The following is an 11,590-nucleotide window of genomic DNA, read 5'->3' as shown; positions in this document are numbered from 1 at the left end:
TAAGCGATAAATCCATCAAAATCTGCTGTTTTGCATCTTCGGGGAAAAAATTGATTATTCTATCTAAAGTTTGGTTTGCATTATTAGCATGTAACGTAGAAATACATAAATGCCCTGTTTCTGCATAAGAAATTGCATGTTTCATAGAGTTACGCTCACGAATCTCACCAATAAGAATGACATCAGGCGCTTCCCGCATCGCATTTTTTAGCGCGTTATCATAACTTAAGGTATCTATCCCTATCTCTCGCTGATCGACAATACATTTCTTATGACTGTGTAAATATTCAATAGGATCTTCAATAGTCAATATGTGCCCACGAGTAGTTTGATTGCGATGATCAATCATTGCTGCAAGCGTGGTGGATTTACCAGAACCTGTAGAACCAACAACCAGAACCAAACCACGAAGTTCCTGAACTATGGTTTTTAATATCGGAGGTAAATTAAGCTCATCAATAGATGGAATAGTTCCTTTTATATAACGAACCACCATAGCCACTTCGCCTCGTTGCCGGAATACATTCACTCTAAAACGCCCCACACCAGGTACGGATAAAGCCATATTCAATTCCATATTGGCTTCAAATTCTTTTTGTTGATCATCATTCATAATAGACAACACAATCTCGGCCATTTGTTGTGGTTTAACTGGTGCCTGACCTATAGCCGAAGTGACCCCCTGAATTTTAATATTAGGCGGTGCACCAACACTGAAAAAAAGATCGGAAGCCTCTTTATCAACCATCAATTTGAAAAAAGGAGTTATATCCATATACAGGGCTCAAGAATTTAATTTTTATATAGTAAGTTTAGTCAAAGCTAATAAATTTGCTAATAAAATGAATCTCTTTTGCCTCTGTTGACTATTCAGGAATAAAACGAGCGAATCATCTTATTTACATTCAAAATTAATTTTTATATCAGGAAATAAAGGGTGGTCCATGCGCGAGCCAGCGGGTAATTCATCTGCCAGTCCGGGAAAATCAGGAGATGTACTCCATGGTCTGGGAGCATGTACCACATCATCCCCAAGAAACCGAACAGAAAAAACTCGCCGACGTTTCCCGGGCTCCACTCCGCCAGCCCTATGCAAGGTAAGCATATGGAAACAAACCACATCACCAGGCTCAATGTCCCAACCAATGATCGGATATTCATTTCGTGATTGCTCAATATCAGGCAGCTCCTGCAAGCTCCCTTCAGGAAACCACTTGGCCTGGTTATCCATAAATGTTCTTGGCATCAGCCATGGACCTAAATGAGAGCCCGCAATAAATTCAAGGGTAGACTCCCTGCTTACCGGGTCTACTGGAATCCAGAAACTGCAATTTAGCGTTCCTTCAATATTGTAATAGGGTTGATCCTGATGCCAGGGCGTTATCTGACGGGTTCCAGGTTCTTTTACTAATAAATGATCGTGATACAATTTGACGGTGTTGCTGTTCATCAACTGGGCAGCAGTTAAAGCCAGCCGAGTACTAAAAATAATATCCTGGTAATAAGGATTGTTTTGCCAAGTGCAAAAATCCTCCACAAAACAACCAGGATCATCTGATCTGCTCGCAATTTTAGCGCGTGGACTTAAATGGGATAAATTAAACTCAATCCCTTTTTTCAAATGTTCGATTTCATCTTTATTGAGCAGCTGACGAAGACATATTGCGCCATCGCGTTGAAAACGAGTAATCAGACCACAATCCAGTTTGGTCTCAATAAGCACCTCTCGATTCAACATCACATTTTCTCCAAGACTTCTCGCAGGTATTTAACTGGCTCGATAATCATTTCTGCATTCTGTTGTTTGGGTGCATTAGCAAAGGGAACTATGGCGCGTTTAAATCCATGTTTAATTGCTTCTTTAATCCGTTCCTGTCCACTTTGTACTGGCCTGATTTCCCCTGCCAATCCCACCTCACCGAAAATAATAGTTTCACTATCAAAGACGCGATTGCGCAAACTGGAAACGACTGCGGCTAAAAGAGCCAAATCACTACCTGTTTCAGTCACTTTAACACCACCCACAACATTTACAAATACATCCTGATCATAAGTAGCAATGCCGCCATGCCGGTGCAAAACGGCCAATAAAATGGCAAGTCGATTATGTTCCAACCCAGCCGTCACTCGCTTTGTCTGCTGGCCATGAGCTTCATCGACCAATGCTTGCACTTCGACTAACATAGGACGCGATCCTTCCCAAGTAACCATTACTGCACTGCCAGGTGTTGGGTCTGGCTGGCGCGATAAGAAAATAGCTGAAGGATTGGCAACCTCTTTTAATCCCTTATCAGTCATGGCAAAAACACCCAATTCATTGACTGCTCCGAATCTATTTTTGATTGCTCGAATTACCCTGAAACGACTGTCGCTTTGCCCTTCAAAATAAAGAACACTATCGACCATGTGTTCCAATACTCGAGGTCCTGCCAATGTACCCTCTTTAGTAACATGCCCGACCAGAAAGACAGCAGTTTGGGTCATTTTGGCAAAACGCACTAATTGTGCTGCAGATTCGCGTACCTGACTGACTCCTCCAGGAGCAGAACTGATCGTTTCTGTAAAAATGGTTTGTACCGAGTCAACTACAATTATTCTTGGCTTCTCTTTCTGAGCGTGAGCGATAATTGCCTCAACCTGAGTTTCTGCCAATAATCGCAAGCCCGCCAAAGGTAAACCCAGACGTTGGGCACGCATGGCCACTTGCTGCAATGATTCTTCACCAGTTACATAGAGCACCGTTTCCTGCAGGGAGAGATTAGCCAGGGTTTGTAATAACAAAGTAGATTTTCCAATCCCGGGATCCCCTCCTATCAAGACCACTGAACCATAAACCAATCCACCGCCTAATACTCTGTTTAATTCAGATAACCCGCAATCCATACGCACTTCTTTGTCCATCACGACGTCTTCAACGGCAGTGATGACTGAACGTTGATTAGCCCATTGCCCACTGCGTGCATTTCTATTTTCAGGAATGACTCCTTCTTCAGAAACTGAATTCCAGGCACCGCACTGTGTGCATTGACCTGCCCATTGTTTGAATGTTGCGGCACATTGGTTACAAACAAATTGGGTTTTTGTTTTCATTGCGTTTGACCTTGATTATTCCATTATGAATTAAGCGATAAATGATAACTGATAGTTAAAATAATTACCTAAAAGAATTTAAGCTCTATTAACATTTCATCTCATACGCCTTGCATTTTGTGCACGCAATCCAACTGGCAGAAATTCCTAAGTGAAGTACAGACTAGAGATTGAGCAAGCTTCATCTGACATGCGGCACATGAAGCCCTACGTTGATAACCGCGATGTTATTGCGGTTTAAAAGAATGTTCATCTTGGACCAACACTGGCGCTGACATTTCACCGGTGCTTCTCTTATTACTGAATAATGAATCAAAATGCGTGCTGGCATGTTTTTCAATATCATGCCCACTGTAATGTTCAGTATAAGATGCCTCAGAAACATCCTCTGGCGGTGTAATCTCACCTCCTGGATTGGAGGGAGCTGTTGCATCCTTGACTATGGCAAAAAACAATTGAAATGGGAAATAAGCGGTTTGGGCAATACCCGCAATAATCCCCATTACCAAGGTTACTGGAGTGGCAAGCAAAAGGACTGGGCTAAATAACAAACCAAAAAATACTGCGATTCCACGAATAAGAGCACCTTCTTCTCTTTTGTCGCTTACAGAAAACAGAGCAATTAATAAATTAAGCGGTGCAGTAGCAAAAGTGAAGGTTGTCTTCATTCTGGTACTGTAACTAGAAATACTTTGTTCAGTCTGCGTCATTTCAATCCTCGCTATTGGGAGTATTTTAAATGGCGGTGATGATAACACAAGTATGATTAACAAATTCTTAACACTTTTTTCACCTGGCTAATACATGTTAGCCAAATCACAACAACAAAAAATATACAAAATTGTACGTTGAATCCTGCCATCAACTTAGTATAATCACTGTATTTCCTGATATTGAGCACTCTGATGAGCAAAGAAATTAATTTCGAACAATCAGTAACTGACCTCGAAGAAATAGTAAAACAACTGGAAAAAGGCGAATTATCGTTAGAAGAATCACTCAAGCAGTTTGAAAAAGGAATTGGCCTGGCAAGACAGTGTCAGGATGTGCTCAATCAGGCAGAACAAAAAATTGAAATGCTCACCGCGTCTAATTCAACTTCTGAAACCAACTTGGATGAACCAGCAAGTGATTGAACAGTATATTCAACGCCATGAACACTACCTAAAAAAGATATTCGATAATACGGAGATCCCTGCGGATAATATCCGTTCCGCCCTGCACTACTCATTATTTCCCGGAGGAAAAAGGATAAGGCCAATCATGGTCTATCTCAGTGGTGAGCTACTCAACATTAACATCGAGATATTAGATGTAATTGCTGCCGCTATAGAACTCACTCATTGTTACTCTCTGATTCATGATGACTTACCTGCTATGGATGATGATGATTTACGCAGAGGCAAACCCAGCTGCCATAAAGCTTATGATGAAGCAACTGCCATTTTAGTCGGTGATGGCCTGCAGGCTCTGGCTATTGAAGTACTACTCTCTCATTTACCCGAACTACTCAATTCGTCACAAATAATAACCATTATCAATGCACTGGTTAAAGCAAGTGGAATAAGTGGTATGGTTAGTGGTCAAAGCCTTGATTTAACCGAACTGGCTAAAACTACGGTTAGTGAAGAACAACTCAGAGCAATTCATCGGCTTAAAACAGGGAAACTGATTCTAGCCTGTTTTGAAATGGTATTAGCGGCTCAAAATACTGCTTATACCCCCACAGAAAAAGCGCTAAAAACCTATGCGAAACACATAGGTCTGGTATTTCAGATGCAAGATGATTATCTGGATTATTATGCCCCTGCGAGTGTTTTAGGCAAAGGCCGCTCTTCTGATTTGGCTAATCAAAAAACGACGTTTGCTACTCTCTACACCCAGCAACAGCTAGAAAAAGAAATCGACTTACACTATCAAATTGCTTTTGATGCCTTAAATGTATTTGATGATAAAGCAAGTGCCTTAATAGAGTTAACCAGAACATTACAAAACCGCAGCAAGTACAGTGTTCCTCATTAAGTGCTTATGCTGCATTGCAAGTGTGTTTGTTCATTAAGCGCATTTAGTGCTGGGCTTTACAGCCCAGCCTACTTTCAAATGAGCTATTCCACCCGGGCTTTATTGATTCGTAGTTGAGATACTGGAAACAGGGATTCGACTCCTTTATCAGTTCGTCGCATCTCCCCTTTCCAGGCATGGCCATAAACTACTTCGTAGGTAAGCGGATATTTTCCATTTTCAGCCGTCAGGCCAGCATAATTTTTTTCAAATTGCTGCCATGCCTGCCTGCCGGTTAACCCCTGATTGCGCTTAGAATTAATATTTCGCACTCCCTGAGCTCTTAAAGCACTTACCAACTTGGGTAGAGTCTGGTATTGAACAGACAATAATTCCATATCCATGACCGGATCTAGAAAATGCTCTGCCATCAAACTATCACCAACATCATGCATATCACTGAATTCATTCACATGAGCATAATGATTTACTCCAGACCACGCAGTTTTTAGCTCTTTAAAGGTATCAGGCCCCAATGTAGTAAACATCAGGCAGCCATTGACGTTCATCACACGATTTAACTCACGAAACAACGGAGCCAAAGAATCAGACCAATGAATAACTTGATTGGCAAAAACCAAATCAAACATTCCTGTGGCAAAAGGCAAATTCGTCATATCAGCAGCAACCAATGACCATTTACGCCTCCAACTCTGTTTCTTACGTGCCTGCAATAACATATCCGGAGCTAAATCCAGCCCAACAATTTGTGCTTTGGGATACCTTATTGACAATTCTCGTGAAAAAGAACCAGGACCACAACCTAAATCAAGAATCCGTTTAGGTTCTATTTTCAAATAATCAAGGCGCTCGAATAACCGCGTCCCAATTTCTTTCTGGACTTTAGCAGCCAGCTCATATTCGTGGGCATGTTGACTAAATGCCTTGCTAATTTCATTTTTGACAGCCATCATACTGACCAAGGAAAAGTTAAGTTCAGGAAATCCAACGCTCATGCGCCAGAAACTGTCAAGTATAACACAGAGATTAGCTCTGCCCTCAATTTGTTCACTTTGCAATCAATTCCATAAAGGCTCGTTAGCTGTGTGCTCCTTCTGCATCGAATACATCAAGCCGTTAGGACCTGCTTGTCAGCATTGCGCATCACCTCTGCCTGATGACAGCTACTTAATATGTGGCCAATGCATAAAAAAGCCGCCCCATTTTGAAAAAGCCATTATTGGCTATACCTTTGACGAACCATTACGAAGTCTTTTGCATCAATTCAAATACCATAATGGCTTTTACCTCACTAATTTTTTAACTTATTTAATGTTGCAGACTTTCCAAAAAAAACCAGAGCGCCCTCAATGCCTGATCCCCGTCCCCATGCATCCCCAAAGAATTAGGCAACGTGGATTTAACCAGGCAGCAATCCTGGCAAAAAAACTGGCCAGAACATTAAATATACCCGTTGATTTAACCAGCTGCCGTAAGCAAATTAATACTGCTCCTCAAGCCAGTCTGGGCGGAGAACAACGACAAAAAAACCTGCATAAAGCCTTTTACGCAACCTCTTTAGATCATGAACATGTAGCTCTGGTGGATGATCTGTTAACAACTGGAAGCACCGCCAATGAACTCGCTTTAACCTTAAAAAAAGCAGGCGTACAAAGAGTGGACATCTGGTGTTGCGCCAGAACCATTAACAAAACTGATTAGGTACCTTGCTGGCTTTAATGCACATATTTGGTCACATCATTTACCAAAAGGTTGACCAGCAACACCACAAAGAAAATCATCATTAATCGATGTAATAATACTTCCATCGCCACCGATACCGGTTTCCCTCGTACTTTTTCAATAAGCGCATAAACAATAGATCCCCCATCCAAACCTGGAACGGGGAATAAATTCACCAGTGCTACGGCTAAACTTAAACTAGCAATGAAATAGAAGAAAACAGCTATTCCCTGAGTTAGTGAAGCTACAGAAGCGGCAAAGACTCCTAATGGCCCCAATAGCATAGAGAAAGGTATTATTCCTGTAATTAATTGTTTTAATGCCATAACAAAAAAGTAAAGTAATTGAATTATTGCCCTCTTACTGTCGCTCATGGCCTGAATAAACGATGCCGATCGTTTGGTTCCACTTGCTGCCGATAAATCAGGAGTAATACCCAGAACCGCTAAAAGAGATTTCTCATTACCAGAAAATTTTATCTGACTTAAGTCAATACTTACGTTTTTCAATTCCTGGGATTTAGCATGCTTCAAAGTAATATCTACCTTGTTCTGCCCCCAGAGAGTAACCAATTGCATTCCAACATCCTGCCAGGAAGGGGTGTTGTGCCCATTAATGGCGATAAATTGATCGTTAACCGCAACCCCAGCATGAGCCGCAATACTATCTGATTGAATCGCTTGAACCTGAGGCAATTTGTAATTAATGCCAAGATAAAAAACAAAAAGAAAAGCCAACCACGCGGTAATCAGATTAGCTGCCGCCCCAGATAATAAAATAATAATACGTTGCCAGATTGGTTTTTTATCAAAACAAAAAGGATGTTCTTTAGCAGTAACAGGAGTAATTCTTGAATTGAGTAATTCAACATATCCTCCCAAGGGCCACATAGCCCATACCCACTCACATCCGCTCTTGCTCGTCCATTGCAATAATGGTCGTCCAAAACCAATGGATATCTTCTTTATTCGTACCTGAAAAATGCGTGCTGCCAAAGCATGTCCCGCTTCATGTATGCCCACGACTAAAATCAGTGTAACTATTATGGCTATAAACGCCACAACCATAAAAAACTCCTTATTATTAATCCAGGCAATTTATTTAGTAGTATTATCTACCACTAATTGCAGCATAGGAATTCCTTTTCTTCCTGTCAATTCATATCCTTGACGGTATACTTCAAAAACACGATAAGCTTGATTGGATTCACTATCAATCAACTCAACCTCATCGCCACGCGCATCAAGTAAAGTAACGGTTAAATGAATTTCACAAAACCCCTCTACCTGATATCGTTCTTTAAATAACTGCAAAACGCGCTCCAGACTTTTCACCATTTCATCAGAATCATGCGGACCTTGAAGGATTATATCCATTTGACACTCCTTTCCAGTTTACACATTATGTGCAAAAAGTGACTATCATTGTTAGCGACACATTTAAAAAGTACTTTAGAAATGCAGGGAATTTCTTCTGTCTCTACAAATTTAGCCCCTGATCGGTTACAATCCCTACATTAAATTTAAAAAACCTGTAATTAAGAGTCTATGGTGTTTGTTGCTTGCGGCCTAAATCATAAAACTGCTCCAATAAACGTGCGTGAAAAAGTCGCATTGCCTCCGGCTATGCAAGATTCTTTGCTAAGCAGCCTCATCAGTCTTCCTGAGGTCAATGAAGCAGCAATTCTATCGACCTGCAATCGGACTGAAATCTATTGTGATACGGACGATCCTGACGTAATTGCCAGTTGGCTGGCTCACGAGCATCAATTATCCAAAGAATTGTTATCGCCATTCCTGTACCTGCACGAAGGTAATCAGGGGATAAAGCATACCTTGCGCGTTGCAAGCGGCCTCGACTCCATGATGATTGGCGAGCCCCAGATTCTTGGTCAAATGAAACAGGCTTATCAGCAGGCATGTCGGTTAGGTACCGTTAAATCACAGTTAAGACCGGTATTCGAGTATATTTTCAGCGCATCAAAAAGGGTACGAACTCACAGTGGAATTGGAGCAAATCCCGTATCAATCGCTTATGCCGCTGTACAATTGATAGGTCAATTATTTACCAATTATCGGTCCTTGAATGTGTTTTTAATTGGTTCAGGTGAAACAGCATCCCTGGTTGCCAAATATTTATACCAACAAGGCGTGCATCGTTTTATGGTAGCAAGCCGCACCCTTGATAATGCTAAAAAACTTGCTGATGCCTTTGGCGGAAAAACACTTTCTATTGGAGATATCCCTCAATACCTGCCTCAAGCAGATGTTGTGATTTCAGCAACTGCGTGTCCTCTCCCATTCATAAATAAAAGTTTGGTAGAACATGCTCAGCAACAAAGAAATCACGCCCCCATGTTCTTTCTCGATTTAGCGGTTCCCCGTGATATTGAAACCAATGTAAATGAGTTGGAACACGTTCATCTCTACAATGTCGATGATTTGCAAATCATGATAGAAAAAGGAATGGATGAGCGACGCAATGCAGCGATGCAGGCAGAACAGCTGATAGAGAGCGAACTGGACAATTACATACGCTGGCATCGTTCACTTAGAGCGAAAGATGTAATTTGTGATTACCGCAATCACATGCAGCAGTTAGCACAACAAGAATTACAACGCGCCCTGAAAAAACTGTCCTCCGGGCAAAATCAACAAACGGTTATCAATGAATTCAGCGAGCGTTTGGTCAATAAGTTAACTCATCACCCAACGACAGGGCTGAGGCAAATAGCCTGGGATGGTAGGGAAGACTTGCTTTCTCTGGCGCAATATCTTTTTAATACTACTACATTATGTCAATCACCTTATGAAGAAATCTCTTGAGTTAAAATTACAGCAAATGCTGGAACGTTTTCAGGAAGTTGGACGTTTATTGTCTGAGGCGTCGGTTATTGCCGATCAAAATCAGTTTAAGTCCTTATCCAAGGAATACGCTCAACTGGAACCCGTTGCCAACTGTTATGAATCGTACTTAGCAGCAAAAGATAATTTAATTTCTCTGGAAGAAATGCTGCAAGGTGATGATCCAGAACTGGCTTCTATGGCAGAAGAAGAACTTGATGGCGCCAAGAACCTGATTGACGCTTTGGAAGAGCAACTGCAATGGCATCTTATTCCCAAAGATCCAGATGATGAACGTAATATCTATCTTGAGGTCAGAGCGGGTACTGGTGGTGATGAAGCGGCAATTTTTGCTGGCGACCTTTATCGTATGTACAGCCGATATGCTGAAAACCAAGGATGGCAGCTTGAACTTATCAGCGCCAGCCATGGCGAGCATGGCGGTTATAAAGAAATTATTGCACGCATTAGTGGTAATGCCGTGTATTCCCAACTTAAATTTGAATCCGGCGCCCATCGCGTGCAACGAGTACCTGAAACAGAATCACAGGGACGAGTACATACCTCTGCCTGCACTGTAGCCATCATGCCTGAAGTTGAAGAAATCGATGAAATTCAAATTAGCCCTGAAGATTTACGCATCGACACCTACAGAGCATCTGGCGCGGGAGGTCAGCACGTTAACAAAACGGATTCAGCCATTAGAATCACGCACCTCCCTACCGGAGTTGTAGTGGAATGTCAGGATGAACGTTCGCAACATAAGAACCGATCCAAAGCCATGTCCTTGCTAAAAACCCGTTTATTGGATGCAGAACAAAGTAAACAAAAAAAAGAACAGGCACAAACGCGTAAATCATTGGTTGGCTCAGGAGATCGCTCTGAACGAATTCGTACCTATAATTTCCCTCAAGGGCGTCTGACTGATCACCGTATCAATCTGACCATATACCAGCTTAATGATGTAATGGAAGGAAATTTGGCCCTGGTAGTGGATTCATTAAAACGTGAGTACCATGCCGAGTTGCTTGCTGAATTAGGACGCCATGATTGATATTCGCACGGCCATAGAGCGGGCCATGCAACAACTGGGTACTCAGCATGAAGAATCTCGTTTGGATGCAGAGCTGCTGTTAATTCATGTCATCAATAAAAACAGGGCCTACCTTTACGCCCACCCGGAAGTATTGCTGTCTCAGGAACAATTAGAGGCTTATCAACAATTAGTTGCCAAAAGAGCTGCAGGCACACCCATCGCATACCTTACAGGGTTTCGTGACTTCTGGTCACTTAATCTGAAAGTGAATGAACATACATTAATTCCCAGACATGAAACCGAACTGCTGGTTGAATTAATCCTGGATTTAGTACCAGATCTCAGCAATACCGTCATTCTAGACATGGGTACCGGAAGCGGTGCCATAGCGTTGGCAATTGCTCAAGAAAGGCCTCACTGGAAGATTACTGCATGTGACTTTAGCCAGGAGGCTTTAAAGATAGCAGAGGAAAATGCAGAGCGACATAAGATAACCAATATCAGCTTTTATCACTCAGACTGGTTTGAACACCTCCCTCCCCAAAAATATCATGCGATTGTTTCAAATCCCCCTTATATCGCAGAGCAAGATCCACACTTAAATCAAGGAGATATAAGATTTGAGCCACTTAGTGCATTAGCCAGTGGTCAAGAGGGACTAGCTGATCTACAATACATTATTCAGCATAGTTTTGAATACCTTTTACCAGATGGTTTGTTATTACTCGAACATGGCTATGATCAAAAAAGCCAGCTTCGAGCTATACTGGATAAATCAGGTTATAAAAATGTACGTTGCTGGCAGGATATTCAGGGCCAAGATAGAGTAAGTGGAGGCAAGCGCCCTTAATAAACAGTGACGCAACATTATTTTGTT

The 11,590-nt window shown here is 41.8% G+C and carries 13 protein-coding genes; 6 read left to right on the top strand and 7 right to left on the bottom strand.

The annotated features are described in order from the left end of the window. The 4 genes from Q0495_RS02950 to Q0495_RS02935 form a co-directional block, all read right to left on the bottom strand. A partial coding sequence (locus Q0495_RS02950; protein ID WP_298622846.1) for a PilT/PilU family type 4a pilus ATPase occupies positions 1 to 775 on the bottom strand: 775 nt, incomplete at its 3' end. Positions 776 to 895: 120 nt separating this feature from the next. Continuing rightward, complete coding sequence (locus tag Q0495_RS02945) at positions 896 to 1,738, bottom strand: phytanoyl-CoA dioxygenase family protein (protein ID WP_298622850.1); 843 nt, start codon at positions 1,736 to 1,738, stop codon at positions 896 to 898. Continuing rightward, the gene (gene radA / locus Q0495_RS02940) at positions 1,738 to 3,090 is read right to left on the bottom strand and encodes a DNA repair protein RadA (RefSeq protein ID WP_298622844.1); all 1,353 of its coding nucleotides are present in this window, start codon (positions 3,088 to 3,090) and stop codon (positions 1,738 to 1,740) included. Before radA ends, Q0495_RS02945 begins: the two co-directional genes overlap by 1 nt. 227 nt (positions 3,091 to 3,317) lie before the next feature. After that, the gene (locus Q0495_RS02935) at positions 3,318 to 3,800 is read right to left on the bottom strand and encodes a hypothetical protein (protein ID WP_298622842.1); all 483 of its coding nucleotides are present in this window, start codon (positions 3,798 to 3,800) and stop codon (positions 3,318 to 3,320) included. Between the two features lie 195 nt (positions 3,801 to 3,995). On the opposite strand from Q0495_RS02935, the gene Q0495_RS02930 reads away from it, so the two are divergent. Both Q0495_RS02930 and Q0495_RS02925 read left to right on the top strand, forming a co-directional pair. Next, a complete protein-coding gene (locus tag Q0495_RS02930) occupies positions 3,996 to 4,226 on the top strand; it encodes an exodeoxyribonuclease VII small subunit (RefSeq protein WP_298622840.1) in 231 nt (76 codons plus the stop codon). Further along, positions 4,207 to 5,112 (top strand): polyprenyl synthetase family protein, encoded by a 906-nt coding sequence (locus Q0495_RS02925; protein ID WP_298622838.1) that lies wholly within the window; start codon positions 4,207 to 4,209, stop codon positions 5,110 to 5,112. Before Q0495_RS02930 ends, Q0495_RS02925 begins: the two co-directional genes overlap by 20 nt. An 83-nt stretch (positions 5,113 to 5,195) precedes the next feature. On the opposite strand, the gene bioC is transcribed toward Q0495_RS02925, so the two are convergent. Next, positions 5,196 to 6,062 (bottom strand): malonyl-ACP O-methyltransferase BioC, encoded by an 867-nt coding sequence (gene bioC / locus Q0495_RS02920; protein ID WP_298622849.1) that lies wholly within the window; start codon positions 6,060 to 6,062, stop codon positions 5,196 to 5,198. Between the two features lie 43 nt (positions 6,063 to 6,105). Here bioC and Q0495_RS02915 point away from each other — a divergent pair, with 43 nt between their 5' ends. Beyond that, positions 6,106 to 6,813, top strand: coding sequence for a ComF family protein (locus tag Q0495_RS02915; protein ID WP_298622836.1), 708 nt, complete (start codon positions 6,106 to 6,108; stop codon positions 6,811 to 6,813). 14 nt (positions 6,814 to 6,827) lie between these two features. On the opposite strand, the gene Q0495_RS02910 is transcribed toward Q0495_RS02915, so the two are convergent. Continuing rightward, positions 6,828 to 7,901, bottom strand: coding sequence for a site-2 protease family protein (locus Q0495_RS02910; protein ID WP_298622834.1), 1,074 nt, complete (start codon positions 7,899 to 7,901; stop codon positions 6,828 to 6,830). Between the two features lie 30 nt (positions 7,902 to 7,931). Then, a complete protein-coding gene (locus Q0495_RS02905) occupies positions 7,932 to 8,210 on the bottom strand; it encodes a hypothetical protein (RefSeq protein WP_298622832.1) in 279 nt (92 codons plus the stop codon). 171 nt (positions 8,211 to 8,381) lie between these two features. Between Q0495_RS02905 and hemA the strand changes: the two genes are divergently transcribed. The 3 genes from hemA to prmC are packed head-to-tail and all read left to right on the top strand — an operon-like array spanning position 8,382 to position 11,563. Continuing rightward, a complete protein-coding gene (hemA, locus tag Q0495_RS02900) occupies positions 8,382 to 9,659 on the top strand; it encodes a glutamyl-tRNA reductase (RefSeq protein WP_298622831.1) in 1,278 nt (425 codons plus the stop codon). Beyond that, complete coding sequence (prfA, locus tag Q0495_RS02895; protein WP_298622829.1) at positions 9,643 to 10,731, top strand: peptide chain release factor 1; 1,089 nt, start codon at positions 9,643 to 9,645, stop codon at positions 10,729 to 10,731. Before hemA ends, prfA begins: the two co-directional genes overlap by 17 nt. After that, positions 10,724 to 11,563 (top strand): peptide chain release factor N(5)-glutamine methyltransferase, encoded by an 840-nt coding sequence (gene prmC, locus Q0495_RS02890; protein WP_298622827.1) that lies wholly within the window; start codon positions 10,724 to 10,726, stop codon positions 11,561 to 11,563. Before prfA ends, prmC begins: the two co-directional genes overlap by 8 nt. The last annotated feature ends 27 nt before the right edge of the window (positions 11,564 to 11,590 follow it).

The organism is uncultured Legionella sp. (assembly GCF_937871865.1).
In the GTDB taxonomy this organism is placed as follows: Bacteria; Pseudomonadota; Gammaproteobacteria; order Legionellales; family Legionellaceae; genus Legionella.
This window is presented reverse-complemented; position numbering and strand designations above follow the sequence as displayed.